Annotated in this window: 17 protein-coding genes; 13 read left to right on the top strand and 4 right to left on the bottom strand. The window is 36.3% G+C overall.

From position 1 onward, the window contains the following. Positions 1-11 precede the first annotated feature (11 nt). Positions 12-581: a recombinase family protein gene (locus EG344_RS10855; RefSeq protein WP_123909445.1), complete on the bottom strand. Its 570-nt coding sequence runs from the start codon at positions 579-581 to the stop codon at positions 12-14. 263 nt (positions 582-844) lie between these two features. Between EG344_RS10855 and EG344_RS10850 the strand changes: the two genes are divergently transcribed. After that, a complete protein-coding gene (locus EG344_RS10850; protein ID WP_123909444.1) occupies positions 845-1,714 on the top strand; it encodes a RimK family alpha-L-glutamate ligase in 870 nt (289 codons plus the stop codon). A gap of 226 nt (positions 1,715-1,940) precedes the next feature. Here EG344_RS10850 and EG344_RS10845 read toward each other — a convergent pair whose 3' ends face one another. Continuing rightward, positions 1,941-2,768, bottom strand: a complete 828-nt coding sequence (locus EG344_RS10845) for a universal stress protein (protein ID WP_123909443.1) — start codon at positions 2,766-2,768, stop codon at positions 1,941-1,943. A gap of 290 nt (positions 2,769-3,058) precedes the next feature. Between EG344_RS10845 and EG344_RS10840 the strand changes: the two genes are divergently transcribed. Both EG344_RS10840 and EG344_RS10835 read left to right on the top strand, forming a co-directional pair. Continuing rightward, on the top strand, positions 3,059-4,117 hold the full coding sequence (locus tag EG344_RS10840; protein ID WP_228412909.1) for a sensor histidine kinase: 1,059 nt from the start codon (positions 3,059-3,061) through the stop codon (positions 4,115-4,117). Beyond that, positions 4,114-4,878, top strand: coding sequence for a LytR/AlgR family response regulator transcription factor (locus tag EG344_RS10835; RefSeq protein ID WP_123909441.1), 765 nt, complete (start codon positions 4,114-4,116; stop codon positions 4,876-4,878). Before EG344_RS10840 ends, EG344_RS10835 begins: the two co-directional genes overlap by 4 nt. Positions 4,879-5,083: 205 nt before the next feature. Here the strand turns inward: EG344_RS10835 and EG344_RS10830 are convergent, their stop codons facing one another. Further along, complete coding sequence (locus EG344_RS10830; protein WP_123909440.1) at positions 5,084-5,674, bottom strand: porin family protein; 591 nt, start codon at positions 5,672-5,674, stop codon at positions 5,084-5,086. Positions 5,675-5,979: 305 nt separating this feature from the next. On the opposite strand from EG344_RS10830, the gene EG344_RS10825 reads away from it, so the two are divergent. From EG344_RS10825 to EG344_RS10785, 9 genes are all read left to right on the top strand, one after another. Then, positions 5,980-7,098, top strand: a complete 1,119-nt coding sequence (locus EG344_RS10825) for an efflux RND transporter periplasmic adaptor subunit (RefSeq protein WP_123909439.1) — start codon at positions 5,980-5,982, stop codon at positions 7,096-7,098. A 29-nt stretch (positions 7,099-7,127) separates the two neighbouring features. After that, a complete protein-coding gene (locus tag EG344_RS10820) occupies positions 7,128-10,286 on the top strand; it encodes an efflux RND transporter permease subunit (protein WP_123909438.1) in 3,159 nt (1,052 codons plus the stop codon). Further along, entirely contained in the window at positions 10,273-11,688 is a 1,416-nt protein-coding gene (locus tag EG344_RS10815; protein WP_123909437.1) for an efflux transporter outer membrane subunit, read from the top strand. Before EG344_RS10820 ends, EG344_RS10815 begins: the two co-directional genes overlap by 14 nt. 300 nt (positions 11,689-11,988) lie before the next feature. Continuing rightward, positions 11,989-12,564 carry a DUF4840 domain-containing protein gene (locus EG344_RS10810; RefSeq protein ID WP_123909436.1) on the top strand — a complete coding sequence of 192 codons (576 nt, stop codon included), beginning with the start codon at positions 11,989-11,991 and terminating at the stop codon, positions 12,562-12,564. 94 nt (positions 12,565-12,658) lie between these two features. Further along, complete coding sequence (locus tag EG344_RS10805; protein WP_123909435.1) at positions 12,659-13,225, top strand: RNA polymerase sigma factor; 567 nt, start codon at positions 12,659-12,661, stop codon at positions 13,223-13,225. Next, positions 13,218-14,615: a porin family protein gene (locus tag EG344_RS10800; protein WP_123909434.1), complete on the top strand. Its 1,398-nt coding sequence runs from the start codon at positions 13,218-13,220 to the stop codon at positions 14,613-14,615. Before EG344_RS10805 ends, EG344_RS10800 begins: the two co-directional genes overlap by 8 nt. Positions 14,616-14,660: 45 nt before the next feature. After that, the gene (locus EG344_RS10795) at positions 14,661-15,623 is read left to right on the top strand and encodes a T9SS type A sorting domain-containing protein (RefSeq protein WP_123909433.1); all 963 of its coding nucleotides are present in this window, start codon (positions 14,661-14,663) and stop codon (positions 15,621-15,623) included. Positions 15,624-16,292: 669 nt separating this feature from the next. Beyond that, positions 16,293-17,087: a hypothetical protein gene (locus tag EG344_RS10790; protein WP_228412908.1), complete on the top strand. Its 795-nt coding sequence runs from the start codon at positions 16,293-16,295 to the stop codon at positions 17,085-17,087. Between the two features lie 305 nt (positions 17,088-17,392). Next, complete coding sequence (locus EG344_RS10785) at positions 17,393-18,928, top strand: YifB family Mg chelatase-like AAA ATPase (protein WP_123909432.1); 1,536 nt, start codon at positions 17,393-17,395, stop codon at positions 18,926-18,928. Between the two features lie 113 nt (positions 18,929-19,041). On the opposite strand, the gene EG344_RS10780 is transcribed toward EG344_RS10785, so the two are convergent. Next, entirely contained in the window at positions 19,042-20,244 is a 1,203-nt protein-coding gene (locus EG344_RS10780) for a spondin domain-containing protein (protein ID WP_228412907.1), read from the bottom strand. Positions 20,245-20,468: 224 nt separating this feature from the next. On the opposite strand from EG344_RS10780, the gene EG344_RS10775 reads away from it, so the two are divergent. Beyond that, the gene (locus EG344_RS10775; protein ID WP_123909431.1) at positions 20,469-22,505 is read left to right on the top strand and encodes a hypothetical protein; all 2,037 of its coding nucleotides are present in this window, start codon (positions 20,469-20,471) and stop codon (positions 22,503-22,505) included. The last annotated feature ends 52 nt before the right edge of the window (positions 22,506-22,557 follow it).

Below are 22,557 nucleotides of genomic sequence, written 5' to 3'. Positions count from 1 at the left end.
CGTATTAAATATTAAGTTGTTTTTATTTTATCAATACGATAGAATGTTGCTTTGCTTATTGCTGCTTGCTGACAAGCTTTATTAATGGGAATATTTTTATTATCATACAGATGTTTAGCATATTGATATTTTTCTATACTTTTTTGGCTTGATCCTTTGGGTCTGCCTAAAAGTTTTTTTCTTTTTCGAGCACCTTCTAATCCAGATTTTGTTCTTTCACTAATTAGGCTTCTTTCAAACTCGGCTACAGCTCCAAAAATTTGAATAATAAACTTTCCATTGGCTGAAGTTGTATCAAAGGCTGGTTCGGTAATGCTTTTAAAAAGAATGCCCTTTTCATTGAATTTATCGATAAGTTCAATCATGTTTTTTAGTGATCTAAAAATTCGATCTGTTTTATATACTAGTATGATATCATCCTTTCGCAAATAGGAGAGCATTTCATTTAATCCTAATCTATCTTCTCGAACACCACTTGCAATGTCGGTGAATATTTTTTCACATCCATTATCTTTTAACATTTCAACTTGAGTAGAAATATTTTGTTCGGGAGTCGATACTCTGGCGTAACCTACAGTCATAATTTGGTTTTAAAAAACGATCGTTTTACTATGCAATATAAAAATTTAATTAGTCCATCCAAAATCAATTTTATTTTCCGTCTAATATAATTGTATTACAAATAAATGCTTTTTTGTTTGTTGTTCACTATTTAAAGGAAAATAATTGGTGTCAATATTTTATCATTTTCAATTGTACCCTTCCAAATATAAAAATCTGTGTCTGTGTTCATTCATAAGTTCTTTGCAACTTTACACCAAGAAAAACGTATAATAACAGACGCATGAAAATTACACTAGTAGGCTTTAAAAAAGAAGACCGTTTTTCGGTGGGAGTAACCAATGATGAAGATACGGAATTGATTAATTTTCTGAACAACAAAGGTGTGGATATTGTTCCCACCATTTGGAATGATGAAAATGTGGACTGGAGTCAGTTTGATGTGGCTATTATCAAGTCTCCGTGGGATTATCATAATCATTTGCATGAATTTCTGAACTGGCTGGATCATCTTGAAAGATTAGGAATTAAAGTGTTAAATCCAGTGGAAATCATCAAATGGAATTCAGATAAACATTACCTGAAAGATATTGCGGACAAGCAACTTCCGGTCATTGCCTCAGAATATGTGGAAAAAGGATCTTCTTTTGGTAAACATTTTTTTGAAGTTTTTGGAGCTGATCAATTGGTTGTAAAGCCTTGTGTGAGTGCTGGAGCTCAAAATACGGTAACCATAAACCGAGATAATTTTGATAAACGATCTAAAGAAATTAATGAGTTTCTGAAAGAACAGGATTATATGGTACAGCCTTTTGTAGAGGAAATTAAAAATGGAGAATGGTCATTCCTGTTTTTCAACGGAAAATATAGCCATTGTTCATTAAAAACGCCTAAACAAGGTGATTTCAGAGTGCAGCATTATCATGGCGGAAGTATTAGTTATCCAACCCCGGATCCGGTGCATATAGAACAGGCTGGGACGTATTTAAAAACTTTACCCCAATCAACATTGTATGCGAGGGTAGATGGTGTATTAATCAATAATTCATTTCACTTAATGGAACTGGAGCTTATTGAGCCTTATTTGTTCCTTAATGGCAGCAGTGAATTGCAAGAAAATTATTATCAGACATTAATGACTTTGATTTCCTGATAATTTTATATTATTATATTAAGGATGATCTTCTACGTTGATAGCGTAGAAGATTTTTATTATTAGAGCTTTATGATCTTGAACAGTAAATAATTTACAGCGAGTGAGGTTAAAATCAAAATAAGACCGAAGAAAACTCCGGTCTTATTAAACAAGATTAAGTGTAAAATTTAACCTTAAAAAGGCAAAAAAGGATAATTCAAATATGATTTTTATTGATTGAGTCTTAATCTATGTTTAGGGGGATTGATAGTAATGGAACTTTATTTTTATAGGCCATGATGGCTGTTTTGCTTCGATGGAAAAGAGATTCTACAAGATTATACCGGTAAGGAACCATTGTCAGGAGATCTGCATTGGCTAATTTTACTTCCTCCTCAATCGCTTTGATGATTTCAATAGATTTTATCATCTTAAAGCTGTATTTAATATCATCAAGATCATAACCGGAATTCAGATCGATATCATGAATGACTTCCGTAAAATCCTCTACACCCTCACTTACATTAAATACTTCAATTTCTGCATTGAACTCATTAATGAAAGAATAAATGTCATTCATGGCAGACCAGGTAATGGATTTATGAGTATCATAGGCAAAGAGAACCTTTTGGATTCCTGTATATTCTATATGTCCCGGAATAATTAATATCGGTTTTTTGATCCTGTGAATAGCCTTGATCACATTGTTCCCTAAAAGCCTCTGTTCAAGCGTTTTTTCTCCCATCCCCATCACAACAAAATCCCCATTTGTGGCTTGTATACAGTTATTCAGCTCATCAATAAAATTTCCTGAAGCTAGATAATACTCTGTTTTTACAGCATATAAAAGATTTATCTCCATGGATTTATCAGTAAGCTTTTGTTGGTTTTTAAGGGTCTGTTCATAGAAAAAATCAGCAGAAATCTGAGCATTCAGGGCATGGATAGAAATGCTCTGTAAATTGAACAGTATAATAATATGATATTGGTTTTCTTTAGCCATAGAAGCTGCATAATGAATTGCATTTTCAGCTTCCTGGGAAAAATCTGTGCAGACAATTATTGTTTTCATTGTACCGATTTTAATACTGCAAAACTAGGGTAGAAGCCCGTGGCCTTTTATTAAAAATATGGTGATGTTGCATAAAATGATGATGAAATGTATTTTTCAGGTGATGAAACGTCAGGTTTCATTTGAACTTGTTTATTTTACGTTTCAGGGACGGTTTTGGCGGTCTCGTTAAAAATAGGGCATGGGCTTCTAAAATCTATTTTTATATTTACATTCACAAAGTCCCGGATATGAATAGGGTTTCTACGATTAGAAAAAATTTAGTACGAAGTAAAAAGATCCTTTCCGCTATGAAAAGGAGGCTGGTAATTTGGGCCGTAGCAGTAATTGCTTTCTGCGGATTTTCCTATCTTATTGATCCTTTTGATCCGGTTTGGCAAAGGTATTGGGAAACTCCATTGAAAATGTTTATTGAAGATGCTTTGTGGGTATTCTTTTTTTCAATCATCATTTCAGAGGTTAGTATTTTTATAGATTCTACTCTCAATAAGCTGCTTCCGTGGAAAGATAGGACGGTTAAGCGATTACTCATCCAGGGATTTCTTCAGATTGTAGGAAGTGTTTTGATTGTAATGATTATTAATGCCATTGTAGACTGTACCTCTGATAATTTACCGGAAATGGATTCCCGAAAAGAATATACACTATTAGGACAATGGGTTGCTACGAATATTGTGATTTCGTTGATTATAAGTGGTTTTAATACAGTGGATTATCTGCTTCAAAATTGGAAAAGGACCGCTGTAGAAGCAGCTCAGCATAAACTTAGAGCCTCCAAGCATAAACAGGCAGCTATGGCCGCTGAACTTCAGGTTCTTAAATTACAAATAGATCCCCATTTTATCTTTAACAACCTGAGTGTTCTTTCCGAACTAATTCTGGAAGATCAACAGTTAGGATATGAATATTCAGAAAAATTTGCCCGTGTATACCGGTATTTGTTGGTGAACTCTAAAAAAGATATCATAGCCGTAGAAGAAGAACTGAAATTTTTAGATTCCTATATTTTCCTGATTGAAAAAAGAATTGGCGAGGGAGTATTATTTAAAATTGACATCCAAGAAGAATACAGATCTATGTATACGCTTCCATTATCCCTGCAGCTGTTGGTTGAAAATGCTATTAAGCATAATCAGACCTCAAAGGCGAACCCACTGGAAATTCATGTGTATACAAACTCAGAAAAAGAGCTGGTAGTTGCTAATACCTTTTTGCCATTACTCAATAAGCCGGATTCTTCAGGAGTTGGGCTTACCAATATCATTGCAAGGTATGAGATTCTGGGCTATACAAAACCGATTATAGAAAAAACTGAAGATAAATTTATTGTAAAACTCCCGTTGATATGAAGATTAATAAAATTTTAATAGTTGAGGATGAAAGACCCAATGCAGACCGGTTAAAAAGGCTGTTGCTAAAGTTAAGACCCCATATTGAAATTCTTTCCGTAGAAGATTCCATAACCTCTACTGTTAATTGGCTGGAAAACAATGTTGTTCCGGATGTCATTATGATGGATATTCGCCTGGCAGATGGTTTAAGCTTTGAAATTTTTAATAAACATGAGGTCAAAAGCGCCGTAATCTTTACAACAGCGTATGATGAATATGCCGTACAGGCTTTTAAATACAATAGCATAGATTACCTTCTGAAACCCATAGAAGAGGAAGAACTGGATGCCGCATTGAAGCGCTATGAGACCTTTATGGAAGCAGTTCCTGTTGTAGGATCAGCCATTGAGGGGCTTCTCAATTATATCCAGCCCAAAGACTATAGAAAACGATTCCTTATCGTTCATCGTGATGGATATAAAACAGTATTGGCAGAAGACATTTTATACTTTTATACAGAATTGGGAATCAGTAAGGCCATGCTGAACACTGGTGTAGTAGAAAATATTCCTCAAACATTGGAGGAGCTTGAAAAACAATTGGATCCGAAGTTCTTCTTCCGGGCCAATAGACAGTTTATCATTCATATTGATTCTGTAAAGCAGATTTTCAATCATTTCAATGGAAAACTGAAACTGGAGCTGAGAAAACAACCTGAGATGGAAGTGATCGTAAGCCGGGAAAAGGCATCAATTTTTAAATCCTGGATGGATTATTAATGGTAGGATGCTGGAGGTTATTGAAGACTGAAAAACAAAAGAAAAATCAATTTAATTAACGCTTTTCAGAGAGCCTCAAACCTTTCTGTAGCTATTAGATTTTGTCTGCACAATAGTAACTTCCAGCTTCCAATCTTATAAATAAAAATCCCCCCAAGAATTGCTCATGAAGGGATCATATGAAGAAAAAGCTATGAATTAAAGATTACAATGGAATAGCATATCCTAGAGAGATCGCAAAACCTCTGTTTTTTACATCTACTCCTTTCTCATCGGAGATATTATTTAATCCTAAATTATATCTGCCATCTACAATTACTTTTCCGGGTCCTGCAGGAATGGCTACACCTGCTCCCATCTGTAATCCAAAATCTATGGATTTGGTTTTACCATATGCTGCTTTTACCTTATCATTCTTTCCCATCAGGAAGCCTATAGAAGGTCCTGCATTTACATACACCGGACCAAAGCTGTATTTGGCTAACACCGGAACTTCTAAATAATTAAAGTTGTATGTTTCACTTCCAAAGCTGTTTTTAAACTTTGTTCCCTTGCTGATAAAGTTAACTTCAGGCTGTACAGAAAAGTTTTTTATTCCTGTTTGAATATTTACCCCTAAGCCGGCCTGAAAGGATGTTTTTGATTTCTCACCATTTACATTTTTAATAGATTGATTGGCAATATTGATTCCGGCCTTTGGAATTAATTCTATCCCTGATTCCTTTTTCGGTGTTGTAGTTTGAGCCTGTACTCCTACTCCTAATACGATCGCTGTGATTGCTAAAAACTTTTTCATTTGATAAAAATTTAAATTATTGACTTATTTTTTGATGTTTTGATACTGCGAAATTAGAAGGGAAAATAACCTGAACGATGAGTTTTAAAAGTGAAACGTATAAATTGAAACCTCAACCGTATTTTTGAAATACTAAAGTGATAAAGCCGTTTTTTATCGATCTGAATGGTAGAAATAACCACTTTTCCTTTCATTTTTGGTATCATACGTTTCACCTGCGATTAACTACGTTTCACCGGATTTTTACATGCACATCCTTATTATATGAACTTATTTTGCTGTTGTAAAATTTAAAAACAAATGTTATGAACTACAGAAAAGGATATCTGGCACTTTCACTTATAACTGCAGCAATATTGTACTCCTGCGGTTCGGGAAACGCGCAGGAAAATGCGCAGCAGGTACAGGCACTTCCTACTGACTTTATCCAGGTGAAGTCAGGAAATGAAGACGTTGCAACGGGGTATCCCGGAAGTATAGAAGGGCAGGACAATGTAGAAATAAAAGCTCAGGTAACAGGATACCTGGAAGCTGTATACATAAAAGAAGGACAATATGTGAGCAAAGGGCAAACATTGTTTAGAATTAATCCATCGGTATACAATGAACAGGTAAATACCAATGCAGCCGCTTTGAAATCCGCTTTAGCAGCTCAGGAATCGGCAAAACTGGAAGTTGAAAAGCTGAAACCTCTTGTAGAAGGAAAAGTAGTTTCTGATATGCAGCTGAAAACAGCACAGGCAAGTTTAAAGGCAGCATCAGCACAAGTGGCTCAGGCACAATCTTCTTTAGGTTCTTCAAAGATCAATGCTAATTTCGCATACATTAAGGCACCGGTGAGCGGTTATATAGGAAGAATCCCAAACAGGGTAGGAAACCTCATCAGCCCGTCTGATGCATCACCATTAACAACACTTTCTAATATAAGCAGTGTAAATGTCTATTTCTCAATGAATGAGGCAGACTTTATTGCTCATAGCAGAGCTGCTGCTTCAGGTGAAAACACAGAGAATGTAGAGCTTATTTTAGCAGACGGTTCTACCTATGGTTTTAAAGGAAGGTTGGAAAATGCCAGTGGGAACTTTGACAGAAATACAGGAAGTATCCAGATGAAAGCTGTGTTCCAGAATCCGGATAAACTTCTAAGATCCGGAGGAACAGGACGTGTGATGATACACAATGCATTAGATGGTGTAGTAAAGCTTCCGAAAACGTCTGTAAAAGATATTCAGGATAAGTTCTTCGTCTATAAATTAGAAGGAAAAGATAAAGTGAAAATGATGCAGATTGAAGTATCTGGAAGCACTTCTCAAGATTACTTTGTGAAAAATGGAGTGAATGCAGGAGACAAAATCGCCATCAACAGAATAGATGCCCTTGCAGATGGGGCACAGGTTGTGGCAAAAGTATCTCCTTCAAAATAATTTTATAATCATTCTTAGAAAATTCGAAAATGTTAAAAAAGATAATAGACCGTCCGGTACTGGCGACGGTAATATCCCTTATCATTGTCATTTTAGGGATCATCGGGTTAAACCAGCTGGCAGTGACCAGGTTCCCGGACATTTCTCCACCCACCATTACCGTTTCAGGTTCGTACCCAGGAGGAAACAGTGAAACGGTAATCCGTTCTGTGGTAACCCCTTTGGAAGAGCAGATCAACGGGGTAGAAGACATGAGCTACATGAAGTCTACGGCAAGTAATGACGGAACATTTACCATTTCTGTAATATTTAAGCAGGGAGTAAATGCCGACCAGGCGGCGGTAAATGTACAGAACAGAGTACAGCAGGCCACACCGATATTACCTCAGGAAGTGGTAAGAATGGGATTAACGACCTCAAAGCAACAGAATAGTATGGTATTGATTTTCAATATTTATACTGAAGATAATAAACAATATGATGAAACTTTCCTGCAGAACTTTGCCAACATCAACCTTATCCCACAAATTAAAAGGGTAAAAGGAGTAGGACAAGCACAGATTTTTGGAATTAAAGATTATTCCATGAGAATCTGGCTGAACCCTCAGAAAATGGCATCTTATGGATTGGAACCAACGGATGTTTCGAATGCAATTGCCGATCACAGTTTAGAATCTGCTCCTGGTAAATTGGGGGAAGAATCAGATGCTGCATTGGAATATGTGATCCGATACAAAGGAAAGAAGAATAAGCCGGAACAATACGAAAATATCGTGGTTAAAAATGATGGAACCAATGTAATCAGGCTTAAAGATGTTGCCAGGGTAGAATTTGGTTCCATTAATAACAGTGGAGATAACCTTTCCAATGGTAAAAATGCGGTTACCGTAGCCATTATGCAGACCACAGGGTCTAATGCCAATGAAATTGAAATAGGAGTCAATAAAGCGATTGACCAGCTTTCAAAATCCTTCCCTCCAGGTATTAAATATACCAAGGTAATGAGTACCAAGGAAAGATTGGATGAAGCAACAGGACAGGTGAAATCTACCCTGATAGAAGCATTTATCCTTGTGTTTATTGTTGTATTTATTTTCTTACAGGATTTCAGGTCTACCATTATTCCGGCGATTGCGGTTCCGGTAGCCATTATCGGTACTTTTTTCTTCCTCTTGGTATTAGGATTTACAATTAACGTATTGACATTGTTCGCTCTTGTACTGGCGATCGGTATTGTCGTAGATGATGCAATTGTCGTTGTAGAGGCGGTTCACAGTAATATGGAAGGGACAGACCTTTCAGGAAGAGATGCTACACACAAAGCGATGGGTGAAATTACAGGGGCTGTTATTTCCATTACATTGGTGATGTCTGCGGTGTTTATTCCCATTGGGTTTATGTCAGGTTCTGCCGGGTTATTCTATAAGCAGTTTGCCTATACTTTAGCGATTGCGATTATTATCTCGGCGGTAAACGCTCTTACTTTAACACCAGCCTTATGTGCGGTATTTTTGAAAAACCACCATGCAGAAGAAGGCGGAAAGAAAAAAGGCTTCGGACAAAGATTCGCCGTTGCTTTTAATGCAGGCTTCAATAATATGACAGAACGTTATGCAAAAGGTGTAAGATTTTTAATTGGTCGTAAATGGATTGCAGCAGGATTAGTAGCCGGAATTATAGGACTTTCGGCATGGTTGATGACAAGTACTACCAAGAGTTTTGTTCCAATGGAAGATGACGGATTCTTTATTTATTCATTGAGCATGCCTCCGGGAACCGGATTGACAAAAACTACAGAAGTTTCCAATAAGATCAATTCCATTTTAAAAACGGTAGATGCTGTTCAGGAGAATACTTCCATTACAGGATTTAACTTGTTAAGTAACAGTGCCGGACCAGCTTATGCCATGGGGTTTGTGAAATTAAAACCTAAGAAAGAAAGGGGAGCCGTTCAGGATATTGATGAAATCATGAATATCGTTAATGATAAGCTGTCTGTTATCAAAGAAGGAAGTGTAATGAGCTTCAGAATGCCTCCGGTTGAAGGATATGGAGTAACGAATGATGCAGAGATCGTTCTTCAGGACCGTATGGGTAGAGATCCACAGGTTCTTAAGGCAAAAGCAGATGATGTGATCGGACAATTGATGCAGGTACCGGAAGTAGCTTATGCCTACACGATGTTCAGAGCAGATTATCCACAGCTTGAACTTGAAGTAAACGAAGATAAAGCCAAACAGTTAGGAGTAAGTATCGCTAATTTATTAGGATCTATTCAGACGTATTTCTCAGGAGATCAGTCTCAGAACTTCTCAAGATTTGGAAAATTTTACAGAGTAAATATCAAGGCTGATGGTGTTTTTAGAATGGATGAACAGGCGTTTAATGATATTTTCGTGAAAAATAATAAAGGAGAAATGGTTCCTGCCAATACCTTAATCACCTTGAAAAAAGTCTATGGTCCGGAATCCGTTCAACGTTATAACCTATATAATTCATTGAACATTAATGTGGTACCAAAACCAGGGATCAGTAACGGAGCTTTGATGGATAAAATTGAACCAACCTTGAATAAACTTCCTTCTGATTATAGTTATGAATGGACCGGATTAAGTTTAGAAGAAAAATCAGCAGGAAACCAGACGGCTGTAATCCTCGGATTATGTTTACTGTTCGTATATCTGCTTCTTGCAGCACAATATGAAAGTTACATCCTTCCATTGGCAGTAATGCTTTCTATCCCAACGGGAATTGTAGGAGCATTCCTTGGAATCAAAGCTATTGGATTGGATAATAATATCTATGTACAGGTAGGATTGATTATGCTTATCGGATTGCTGGCTAAAAATGCAATTCTTATTGTGGAGTTTGCTGTCCAGAGGAGAAAAACGGGGCTTTCCATTCTGGATTCTGCATTGGAAGGAGCGAAGGCAAGATTACGTCCGATCATTATGACATCATTAGCCTTTATTGTGGGGATGATTCCATTAATGATCTCTACAGGAGGAATGGCTTCAGGAAATAAATCTATCAGTGTGAGTGCGGCCATAGGAATGCTGAGTGGAGTGGTGTTAGGGGTATTTGTAATTCCTATCCTGTATATGTTTTTCCAATATCTGGATGAGAAATTTTCATCTAAAAAGAAGTATCCCATAATCCAAAATCAATTGACAAATGAGAATATTTAATATAAAGAATTTCCTTATTTCAGGGGCAATGGCAGCGATACTGGTGTCCTGCACTGTAGGGAAACCTTATGCAAGAACAGAGCTTCAGGTGCCGGAATCCTACAAAGAATCTATGCAGGTAACAGGAGATACTGTAGTGCTACCGTGGAAAACGTTCTTCAAAGATCCTAAACTGATTGGTTTAATAGATAAAGCTTTAACAAGAAATAATGAAGTAAACGTTGCGCTGAAAAATATAGAACAGCTTGATCTGATGTATAAGCAAGCGAAGTTATCTCTTCTTCCAACATTGGATCTCAATGCCGGAGCCAACAGAAGCTGGGCTTCTAAAAATACACTTAACGGATCGCTTAATGAGCAGTTTGTAGGAACAACGCACATGGATGATTTCAGTGCCAATCTGAGACTTTCATGGGAGGTTGATATCTGGGGAAAAGCGAAAATGCAGAAAGAATCGGCGGCAGCGGAATACTTTGCTCAAAAAGAAAATTTAAATGCTGTAAAAAGCAGAATTATTGTTCAGGTGGCCCAGGCGTATTATAATCTGATAAGTTTAGATGAGCAGATGAAAATCGCGGAGCAGAATATTGAATTAAGTAATAATACCCTGAAAATGATGGATCTTCAGTTTAAGGCAGGACAGATCAACTCATTAGCGGTACAGCAATCAGAAGCGCAGAAGAAAACAGCAGAACTTTTGATTCCTTTAGCCAAACAGAATATATCCATTCAGGAGAATGCTTTGAGTATTCTTTGTGGAGAGTATCCAGCGAAGATTGAAAGATCAGGAGATTTGAAAATGATGATCCCGGGAAATAAGCTTTCAGAAGGACTTCCTGCACAATTATTAAGCCGCAGACCGGATCTTAAGATGGCTGAATTTAATGTGATAAGCCTGAATTCAAAAACAGGATTGGCAAAAGCAGCGATGTACCCAAGCATTAGTTTGAGTCCGCAGATTGGGGTAAATTCAAATAAATTCAGTTCATGGTTTGATATTCCGGGTTCTATTACTAAAGCAATTGCGGCGAACCTGGCAGCACCAATTTTTCAGAAAAAACAACTGAAAACAGCTTATGAAACGGCATTAATTGAACAGGAAAAAGCAGCAATCAACTTTAAACAGTCAGTAATGACGGCTGTTGGAGAAGTTTCTGATGCCATGGCGAAATCCCAGGGCACTTCAGAAAGATTACAGCTTTTAGAACAGAGAACAGCCATTTTAGATAAAGGAATCGGCGATGCGCTGAAGCTGTATAAAAGCGGAATGGCAACCTATCTTGAAGTGATTACAGCTCAGAATAATAAGCTTCAGAACGATCTGGAAGCGATCAACGTAACGTTGGAAAGATTAAATGCTGAGGTAGATCTATACCGTGCCCTAGGTGGTGGTGTAGAGTAAAATGCAGATGAAAACATAGGAAAGGAAGTTACACAATGTAGCTTCCTTTTTTGATTACAGAGATCATATACTAAAGGGATAAGTGGATCGAAAACCTAAACATGACAATATGAATTCCAGAATAATTATCATTTTTTATTGAAAAACTAATCATTTGAATTGATTTTTTTTATTCATGAAATCAATGAGTTACGTAAAAATTTGATAGTTTTTGAAAAAAACATGCAAGATTTCCGGGAAATGAGATTTATATCAATGAGTACTCAAAATAATTAATGTTTAATGAAAAAAAATAATGGAATGAAAAAATTTACAGTAACTCAATTTTTAACAGCTATTTTAATCGTATTAACAGGATTTTCTTTGTATTCATGCAGTGTTGATGGTCCGGAAATAAGACCCGTAAAACTGGAAGATGTGAATGGAAATTATAAAGGAAGACTTATTACCATACAAGGAGATAGCAAGTCAGAAAAAATAAAAAATTTTAAAGCAAAAAAAGATACGATTATGTTTTCAGAATTTCCGGTGGATGAAATTGTGAAAACAGTGGTGAAAGATCCGTTAAAAGCAGAAGCAGCGATTAAAGCAGTAGGAAAGGTAAAATATGATATTAAATATACAGCGTCTATAAATGCAGGCAATAATGTGATTGAATTATCCTTGAGCCCTAAACCATTGATGATTCTGATTCCTGTAGATGGTGTGAACAAAAAGACAGAAGTGGTATTGAATGCAAAGCAGAAAGGGTTTTATGTGGGAATGGATGGCTCACTGCGATTTGCTTTAACAGCAGAGAAAATTACCGTAGACGGTACAGTACTTGCCCCTTATGAAGCTATTAATTATAATTTTCCGTTCTGTGTAAAATATTAATTAACGGTTATTACTATAAATAGATTGTATTTATACGATGCAATCTATTTTAGCTTTAAAATTTTAATCAAAATATCGTATACTGGAGCAGTACATGGGAGAAAGTAAAGAACAGATGTTGGTAAACCGCCTTCTGCAGAAGGAGGAAACCGCCTGGAAGGAGCTTTTTGGAGCTTATTCAGGTAATCTGTCCTATGTGTGCTCCCGGTATATAACAGAAAAAGAAGATGTGCATGATGTCCTTCAGAACAGTTTTATCAAAATGTTTCGCTCCATAGAATCATTTGAATATAGAGGTGATGGTTCTCTTAGAGCATGGACTACCCGTATTACCGTAAATGAATCTCTGAAGCATATCAGGCAGAAAGGAGACTTTAAATCTTCCGTTGAAGTAGAGGAGCTTCCTGATCTTCCCAATGAAGAAGAACCTGATTTTGAGGAAATTCCGAAAGAAGACATTATGAAGTTAATTCATTCTCTTCCAGATGGATATAGAACTGTTTTCAACCTATACGTGTTTGAAAAGAAAAGTCATAAAGAAATTGCATTGTTGCTGGGAATTGCAGAAAATTCTTCAGCATCACAGTTTCACCGTGCAAAAGGGCTGTTGGTTCAGAAAGTAAAGGAATTTAAAATGTCAAAAAAAGCACAATATGAATAACGAATGGCTCAATAACCTGCGAAGCAGAATGGAGAACCATGAAGAAGAGGTTCCGGAAGGATTGTGGGATGACATCAAGGATGAATTGTTCTCAGGAGAAGAGGAAAATAAGCTGGTGACAGGAATTATTCCTGCAACCGACACTGAAAATGAAGAAAAGAAGACCGATAGAGGAGGTGTTGGAAGTACAATCTGGCTTTATCATATCGGAAGTGTAGCTGCAGCAGCTGTTCTGATTTTTATGATGATAAAGATGTGGCCGGAAGAAAATCAAAAAAAACTTACACAAAATTTGTCAGATCCTCATAAAGAAACAGATAGAAAGCTGCCTTTGAAAAATGAACAACAGCAGGAGAATATAAAGATTGAGGAGAAATCAAAGGCGGATTTTTCTTTAGCACAAAATGATTTTAATACAATAGATTCTCCTGTCAAAAATATAAAATACACAAAGGCTGAAGAGAAAGGGAAAAGAGGCGCTGAAAATCAAGGAAATAATCAGGTTATTATCAAAATACCTGTAACAAAGGAATCAGTATCCATTTATGATAATAAACCGCAGGAAATGCCTCTGGCGAATGATAAACTAGAGTATAAAGAGGCTGAAAAAGAAATAAATAAGGTGGAAAATGAGCTGTCTGAAAAATATGCAGATAATGCTAAAGTGAAGAATATAAAGGCTCGTTCTGAGAGGAAATGGATGCTCAGTATGCTTACAGGGAATGCCTCCTCCAATTCTGCAGAGCAGCAGTTTCATGGTTATGCTTCTGTCAGCGGAAAACCAATGAATTTTGAGCAGGTATGGAGCGCTTCCGAGTATGTAGATGATCCTTTGACACAAATACTATTGGCCAACCAAAGTAAGCCGATAGAAGCCAGGATCAGACATAAAGTTCCGGTAACATTCGGGCTATCGGTGTATTATAATCTGGGAAAAAGATGGGGAATTGGGACAGGTTTGAATTATACCAAACTGGCTTCAGAACTTCATTCAGGAAGCAATGATAATTATATTAAAGGAGAGCAGAAAGTTCACTATCTCGGAATTCCTGTTCAGGTTAATTATAATGTTATTCAGAAAGGAAGGTTTACAGGGTATATTACAGGAGGTGCACTGGTAGAGAAACCAATAGCAGGGAGTATTACAACAAGTTATGTAGTACATGATGAAGTAAAGGAGACTTCTAAGGAAAATCTGGATCATAAACCGCTGTCATTTTCAGTGAATACGGCAGTAGGGCTCCAGGTGAAAGTGGTTAATAGACTAGGAATTTATGCGGAGCCGGGGATTGGTTATCATTTCAAAGATGAGAATTCTCCCAACACCATTTATAAAGAAAAACCCCTGCATTTTAATGTGAAATTCGGGATCAGATTGTTGATTGATTAATGATGATGACTTTTAAAACAGAAATCAACTTAAATGTCAATATATATGAAAACAAAACTGATTTTTTTAACATTTTTATTATTTAACCTTCTGATTGTAAAGGCGCAGTGTAACCCTACCATTACCAGTCCAAGGCTGGGGGCTATCTTTGCAGATAAGATCCTGTTTTGTGAAAGTGAAGATGAAATTCTTTCTACTACACAGACGTACTCTTCTTATCAGTGGTACAAACAGGAATGGACCTGGCAAAGTCCTAATAATAATCCTTGGGAAGTCATTCCCGGAGCCACATCACAGCAGTTAACCATCAATGGGAATGATCAATTGTATTATTTCAAAGTAAAAGTTACACAAGGAGATTGTATTGAAGAAAGCCCTGCAGTAATGGCAGATGGGTATGTTTATGGTCTTCCTGCCATGATGTCTACCTTTGTTCCCGGAACTTATGAGATTGTAGATGGTGGAATAGCCCATGTATGCAATGAGGCTCCTGTAAAGTTTGATGATGTATTTCCTGTAGTGTATGGCCCTCATACATGGTTCAAATGTGTTCCGACAACTACGGCCCCATTTACCGGAGATCCTTGTGCAATTCCTAATCAGACCGGGGATAGCTATACCACTTCTGAACCTGGAGAATATGGTTTCTATGCCTGTACAGAATATTGTCCCAATCAATGCCAAATGTTAGATCCTTTTGCCTTTGTAAAATTAGAATATGGTAATTGGGAGTTCTGTGGAAAATTAGGAACAGGAGAAGTAAAACCTAAAGAAAATAAATTAAATATATACCCCAATCCTACAGCACAGTTCCTTTATATTGGCAAAGAATCAGAAGAATATAAAGAGATTAACATTATGGATATGTCCGGGAAACTGATTTTGAAGAAAAATGACCATCAATACAGACAAGCCATTGATGTAAGCCATTTGGTTCCCGGAAATTATATCATCGTTTCTAAAAGTAGTAAAGGAGAAGTCTATAGAAATAAATTCATAAAAAAATAAAGGATTAAATAATCTTTTCGTTAGTTTTTAATAGTGGTTAAATCGGTACATGTATTTGTGCCGATTTTATTTTGATACAGATTATCTATAATTCTGTGATGAGTATCTTATAAAAAACAGCTATAAATTGAAAGATTTATCTATATATCTGCTTTGTATGTAGGGATAAAGACTTTGTTATTTGAACTTGATTTTATATAATATTGTGTTTCTGTTTGATTATCAATGATATTGAAATATGGCCTGATGAAATGAGAAATAATAGACTTTTTATGTTTCACATGAAACAATGAGTATGTTTTTTTGTTATTATGAATCATTTTTTATTGTAAGGTATTTTATTTTAATAAGTTATCCGAAGTGTGTTTTTGCCGTGTTTGATAATATCTTCTATGAATAAAGCAAAAATCATCAAATAATACTTTATCCAACAACTAAAATTTGCAAGAATCCGGAGATTGTTCTGCCATTATTCATCATTCACATAAAACTACCATAGGCTTTACCCTTTCCAAACGAATCAGATCCATGTATTTCATGATACTTTGTATGGTTATAAAAGTCTAGTTTACAATCATTTTTTTAGATCAATTCAAGTGAAAATTCACCTTTATGAAAATTTTTTAGAGTTCTGCCGTGAGATTTTTACGATATTTATCAAAATGTTTAATGATGGAATTGAATCTTAATAAACTGCTTTTGCCTTTGATGGTATTCTGTACCGTGTTGGTATATGCTCAAAAAAATGAAGAAAACATCGATGGGGTGTATAAAGCAAAGGGCGCGGCCTTCGTTATTAATAAAAATAAAACATTTGTGATCATTGCCTATGCAACCTTGATAAAAGGAACATGGACTGTTGAAAAAGATCTTCTCTATCTGAAGCCTATAAATCCAGAAGCTAAATTTTATATGTATGCCCGCAAAAACCCTGACATAAAAGAAGGAATGAGAGTCAATTTTACTGGTGATGGTATAGGAAATAGCAATATTGTAGTGGGTGAATTTCCAAACAAAATGCAATCTCTTTTCAACAATGGAGCTAACTGCCTGGATTATCCCAATGTCCATATTTTCAAAGAAAAATTTTCTGCTATTACCTTATTGGAAGAAAAAAACTCTGAAAATAGGATAGAGGCAGATATTCCAAAATTGATGTATCAATTTTCAACCGGTGATTATAATGATTTTATTGTTCAGCATATGCAGGATAGCTTATATCACCATGATTTTATTTTTAAAATTACAAAAAAAGGGTTGTCAGATGTGAATAGAGATTCAGATGAAGTTATTAAAAAACATTCTGTTAAAGAGGTGTTTTCCAATGAAAAAGAATTAGAATTTTTGAATCAATCTTTCAATATGGCTTTTGCCGCAGATTATAAGTTGGTGAACAATTCCTATAATACAAATGATGATATGAACGGCACAATAGATTTGATGACTATAAATATGACAAATTAAGGAATGTATATGTAAATCCTGCTGTACCAGTCAAACAACTGAATTTTAAAAGTAAAGACTATCATTATAATGATGTATTGATGAAATTTGATAGAATTACGGGCACTTCACAGCCTCGGGTTGCTGTAAAAAAGTTAGGGAAACCTCTGTTTGTTGCCAATTGTAATAACTAAGAATTAAATAGATTTTAAACATTCACTTTTCTTAAAATCATTTTCAAAATTTTATTTTCTATAGAAAATTATCAGTATAACTATCAGATTTTTAAAATAGTATATTAATTACATTTACTTCAAAAACACATTATGCTGATCAAAATTTATGGCAGTGCTATTCATGGCGTTGCGGCCCAGACGATAACGATTGAAGTAAATGTAGATACTGGTGGAGTAGGATACCATCTGGTAGGGCTTCCTGATAATGCCATCAAAGAAAGCAGTTACAGGATTTCTGCTGCATTGAAAAATGTAGGGTATAAAATTCCCGGAAAAAAAATTACAATTAATATGGCTCCGGCTGATCTGAGAAAAGAAGGTTCCGCTTATGATCTAAGTATAGCTATTGGCATTTTAGCCGCATCAGATCAGATTCTGGCCGAAGAAATTCAAAACTATATCATTATGGGTGAGCTTTCGCTGGACGGAAGCCTACAGCCTATCAAAGGAGTTTTACCAATCGCAATTCAGGCTAGGGAAGAGGGTTTTAAAGGAATTATTCTTCCCATACAAAATGCAAGGGAGGCGGCGATTGTTAACGATCTTGAGGTTTATGGGGTAGAAAATATAAAGACAGTTATTGATTTTTTTAATGAAGGAAAACCTATTGAGAAGGTGATACTGGATACCCAAAAAGAATTTCATGAAAGAATTAATAATTTTCCATTTGATTTCTCAGAAGTTAAGGGCCAGGAAACGGCAAAAAGAGCCATGGAAGTGGCTGCTGCCGGTGGTCATAATATCATTCTGATCGGCCCTCCAGGAAGTGGAAAAACAATGTTGGCCAAAAGAGTTCCGAGTATTTTACCTCCCTTAACATTAAAAGAGGCTCTGGAAACTACAAAAATACATTCCGTGGCAGGGAAAATAGGAACAGAAGCTTCATTAATGACGGTTCGCCCTTTTAGATCTCCCCACCACACGATTTCAGATGTTGCCCTTGTAGGTGGAGGGAGTTACCCTCAGCCAGGAGAAATTTCACTGGCTCATAATGGAGTTCTGTTTCTGGATGAAATGCCAGAATTTAAACGGACAGTGCTGGAAGTGATGAGGCAACCTTTAGAAGATCGGGAAGTGACCATTTCAAGAGCTAGGTTTACTGTCAATTATCCTGCAAGTTTTATGCTGGTCGCTTCAATGAACCCCAGTCCAAGTGGCTTTTTTCCGGATGACCCCAATAATACCTCATCTGTATATGAAATGCAGCGGTATATGAATAAGCTTTCCGGACCGCTTTTAGACAGGATTGATATCCATATTGAAGTTCAGAAAGTAGAATTTGAACAGCTTTCAGAAAAGAGAAAAGGAGAGAAAAGTAAAGATATCCGGGAAAGGGTTCTGAAAGCAAGAGAGATTCAGAATGAACGATATAAAAATCTTAATATCAGCAGCAATGCCCAGATTGGTCCAAAGGAAATTGAAGCATTCTGTGAATTGGATGAAGCGTCTTTCAAACTTATTAAGTTGGCTATGGAAAAACTGAACCTTTCCGCCAGAGCATATGACAGGATCCTTAAGGTTGCCCGTACCATTGCTGATCTTGAAGCATCCGAAAAAATACTCTCCCATCATATTTCTGAAGCCATACAGTACAGGAGTTTAGACCGGGAATTTTGGAATGCTTAGTGACAATTAGAATGTTGTCTTTGTAATTTAACCTCCTAACATAAAAATACCAGACAGAAAGCTGCCTGGTATTTTTTATTTCATCATATGAATTTAGTTCACCGTGACCTTAATTACATTTTGTACAGCAGGAACAGGATACTGGTTTCCAACTTTTGAAATAACCATGGATTCACTTTGTGGGTTCCTCCAAATAACGCCTGGCGGTTTCCAGCTCCAGGGTATTGATCTACTCCAGTACCGGAATCAAATAAAGCTGTTTTGGAGCTCAGCTCACCCTTTACTGTTGCGTCAATACTTACTTCATTTGCATAGAACCAATCATTGGAAAAACCAAACATGGTAACGTAAGCAATTTTATCCCCCGGATCTGCTTTGAAATTAGTCATAATTTTATTTCCCGGTGGAACAGGAGCATTTCCGGCAACATAGATTCCTTTAATCCCTGGTAAAGATTGTAAGCTGCTTTGAAGTTTACTTACATTTCCAAATTGGGCAATCTCCTTTAATCCCATTCCATTATCCATTTTTCCCAATTCATAGATTGGATTTTTATCTCCGCGATAAATTACAACCAAAGCAGGGGAAAGGCCTGTTATAATCCCAGTATTGGCGCTAAGCTTTGCTGTCATCTTACCAATACTTCCCATCTGGGCTATGTCCGTAATTTCGGGATTAGATAAAGCATTCGGAGTAAAGAACGGTGCGTTGTTTAGCAGCTGAGAGCCGTTGTAATTAGAAACAGCCCAGACTCCAGGTGAAAAAGGCGTTTCATTGGCTGTTCCACCAGAAGTATTGGTAATTGTTAATGTGAATTCCGACGTCATCTCATTGTAGTCAAGATTAAGTTTCATCAGCTGTGAGGCATTCACATTAGGAACCTGAGCAATAGGCTTGCTTTCCACTTGTCCGGTCATATTATCCTTCGTTCCGTTGTCCCACAGCAATACGCTGGAAGAAACATCGCCGGTAATGGCTTTCCCGTTGGTGTCAAACAATTTGATGCCTGGCTGTTGAGAAGCAAAGAACCAATCTTTTGAAGCGCCATACATCGTTGCGAACATCAATGCCTGTGTTTTCCCCGCACTGAACTTGACGGATACGGATTGTCCGGGTAAAATGACAGGAACGGCTCCGGTTCCCTGAAAGCTCCCACTTTCTACAAAATCTTTTGGGGTAATGACATTTTCAAAAATGATGGTTCTTTGAGAAGATAAATCCATCATATTATTGTCTGAATCATTGCAGGAAGAAAGAGTAAATGCTGTCATAATTCCTGCTACAGCCACCGTAATTTTTAAAAAGGTCCTTTTCATAATAGTGATTTTTTTAAGTTGTATTTAAAAGGATAGTCGGGGACTTTTTCTAATCCTGACAAAAAAATTTTTTAATAATGGAAATAAAGGGGGGTAGGAGGATTTTTTTAGAAATAATACGTCAAGTTTTGGCGTTGGGTAGGACTAAATTTGCTTGAGAACAAAAGATGAATAGTTACCTAAGATAATCTTTGTTTCAAAACTAACCAACAAAAAATATTTTTATGAGTTTTCCATGTATTGTAAAGAACACTATGGCTGAGATGAAAAACCTATCGGCTTCAGAAGTAACAGATCTTCAAAATGGTGTTTATAAGGGAGTCTGTCTTTTAGGATATTATGAAAAAAGAGATACTCCCAACCCTATTGTTTATCACTTGTCTGCCACACTAGATGCAGATGATGCTGGGAGTATCGTTGAGACCGGAGGGATCAAGCTGGAACATAATTTTGCCCATGATTTGGATATCAGATACTTTGGGGTAAAAGGGAATGGAATGTATGATGATTCTCAATCTGTAATATCCTATTTTAAGTATGTAAATGCTAATAACCTCTTTTGGGTGATTCCGGGAAAATGTAAAGTGGTTGTAAAGCAGTCTTTTGAAATTAAAACAAGTGGGAGATGTGATGGGAAATTTATCCTGATTAATGAAAATACAGAGGTTGCCATAAAGATTACCCGAAAATTTAATGAGGAAATAGTGGATATAAGTTCATGGATTCCTGGAAAAATGAAAAGAGGAAGTGTTGATGTAGGCTTTAGTAATATTGGAGCTGTTAACTTATTCTTTCAATCTGAGGAGATTTTAACTGATCGTGATAATTCTTTAGAAACAGCTTATAAAAAGAGTGAGTTTATTAGAAGTTTAGATGGTAGATTGACAACGCCTTTAGTTTGTTCTTATCTGCAAGAAGCTAATTCACCCCCGCTAAATGTGAAGAAATTTGTTCCGGAGGAACATATCACTATAGATAATCTAACAATTGAAATAGCAGAGTCTTTAAATAAAGAAGCATATTTATTTGTATATAGGGATAATGTTACTCTTAATAGTCCACAAATTCTTAATAAGCTTAATAATTTTGGTGCCGTAGCACTGGAAGTGAATGCTTGCGCTGATGTTATCATAAATAGTCCTTTTATACATGGATTCAGGAAAGATGGTAGTGGTTATGGTATTGCAAATTATTATTCAATAGGACTTGTTATTAATGATGGAAACGTAATAGAATGCAGACATGGTTATACCGGTAGAAATAGTGTAGATGTTACGATCAACAGAGGTGTTTGGGAAGATGGGATAGATGACCATTGGACAGATAGATTTATAGCTAATCATACTATAGTAAAAACAGGTCTAGGGGCGGCGGCATTTCAATTTGCAGGCAATGATATTACTCTAAATTCTCCCGTAGTAAATGGGAGTGCTACTATATTCTTTGGAATCAGATTGGATACTCCCAGCTTAGGAGGAATTGTAAAGATAAATACCCCTGTTTTTAATAGCGAAAATCCTAATGACCAATCAGGCAAAAGAGATATCTATATGTTCTCGTATACTACTCCTGGGGGTAATGTTGGAGATAAAATGCTGGATAAATATAAGGTAACTCCAAAACTTCCTGAAAGTCTTCATATAATCAATCCAATTATTAATACAGATGCAGGTAAAGTATATGGATTTTTTTTAGGTGTGTTGAATAGGGAGTATGTTAACATTAAACACCTGAGAATTACAGATACGATTCTCAATGCGAAGTCTACGACAAGTTATGCTGCTGTACAAATTATTAAAGATGATATCAAACAGTTGATCTACGATACAAATATAGAAATTAGCGGGAGGTTGACAACAAATGCACTTGATACAACATGTGTCTATTTAAATTCTATAGATCACAAAGTTAATAGCCGCCGAGCTAATATATATTTAACTGACTGTTTTGGGTATGGTAGAATTGTGTTTAGTGGCGCAAATTTAGGAGAACTGATTATGGATGGAGGATCGATTAATAGTTTCAATACCGATTACGCAAGTGCATCGTTTTCTACTTCTAATATCCAGTTTAAAAATGTAGAATGGAAAGGCGGAGTTATTGACATGTTGAGTCATGCTCTTTTTCAAAACTGTGTCTTTACCGGAGATTATACATTTCCTTCAGCAGACAGTGTGTCTTTTGTAAATAATGTAAAACATGCCAATGTTTCAGGGTTGCCAACAAATATTGTAAATGATTTAAAGGCTCCATTTGTATAAAATAGATCTAAATGATCCAAATGAGATAAAGGCTGCCCGGAATTTTTCGGGC

Origin of the sequence: Chryseobacterium sp. G0162 (assembly GCF_003815715.1) — a bacterium.
Taxonomy (GTDB): domain Bacteria; phylum Bacteroidota; class Bacteroidia; order Flavobacteriales; family Weeksellaceae; genus Chryseobacterium.
This window is presented reverse-complemented; position numbering and strand designations above follow the sequence as displayed.

Coding starts and splice junctions, on each gene's coding strand:
- EG344_RS10855 (WP_123909445.1), bottom strand. CDS start 581: ATGACTGTAGGTTACGCCAGAGTATCGACTCCCGAACAAAATATTTCT.
- EG344_RS10850 (WP_123909444.1), top strand. CDS start 845: ATGAAAATTACACTAGTAGGCTTTAAAAAAGAAGACCGTTTTTCGGTG.
- EG344_RS10845 (WP_123909443.1), bottom strand. CDS start 2,768: ATGAAAACAATAATTGTCTGCACAGATTTTTCCCAGGAAGCTGAAAAT.
- EG344_RS10840 (WP_228412909.1), top strand. CDS start 3,059: ATGAAAAGGAGGCTGGTAATTTGGGCCGTAGCAGTAATTGCTTTCTGC.
- EG344_RS10835 (WP_123909441.1), top strand. CDS start 4,114: ATGAAGATTAATAAAATTTTAATAGTTGAGGATGAAAGACCCAATGCA.
- EG344_RS10830 (WP_123909440.1), bottom strand. CDS start 5,674: ATGAAAAAGTTTTTAGCAATCACAGCGATCGTATTAGGAGTAGGAGTA.
- EG344_RS10825 (WP_123909439.1), top strand. CDS start 5,980: ATGAACTACAGAAAAGGATATCTGGCACTTTCACTTATAACTGCAGCA.
- EG344_RS10820 (WP_123909438.1), top strand. CDS start 7,128: ATGTTAAAAAAGATAATAGACCGTCCGGTACTGGCGACGGTAATATCC.
- EG344_RS10815 (WP_123909437.1), top strand. CDS start 10,273: ATGAGAATATTTAATATAAAGAATTTCCTTATTTCAGGGGCAATGGCA.
- EG344_RS10810 (WP_123909436.1), top strand. CDS start 11,989: ATGAAAAAATTTACAGTAACTCAATTTTTAACAGCTATTTTAATCGTA.
- EG344_RS10805 (WP_123909435.1), top strand. CDS start 12,659: ATGGGAGAAAGTAAAGAACAGATGTTGGTAAACCGCCTTCTGCAGAAG.
- EG344_RS10800 (WP_123909434.1), top strand. CDS start 13,218: ATGAATAACGAATGGCTCAATAACCTGCGAAGCAGAATGGAGAACCAT.
- EG344_RS10795 (WP_123909433.1), top strand. CDS start 14,661: ATGAAAACAAAACTGATTTTTTTAACATTTTTATTATTTAACCTTCTG.
- EG344_RS10790 (WP_228412908.1), top strand. CDS start 16,293: ATGATGGAATTGAATCTTAATAAACTGCTTTTGCCTTTGATGGTATTC.
- EG344_RS10785 (WP_123909432.1), top strand. CDS start 17,393: ATGCTGATCAAAATTTATGGCAGTGCTATTCATGGCGTTGCGGCCCAG.
- EG344_RS10780 (WP_228412907.1), bottom strand. CDS start 20,244: ATGAAAAGGACCTTTTTAAAAATTACGGTGGCTGTAGCAGGAATTATG.
- EG344_RS10775 (WP_123909431.1), top strand. CDS start 20,469: ATGAGTTTTCCATGTATTGTAAAGAACACTATGGCTGAGATGAAAAAC.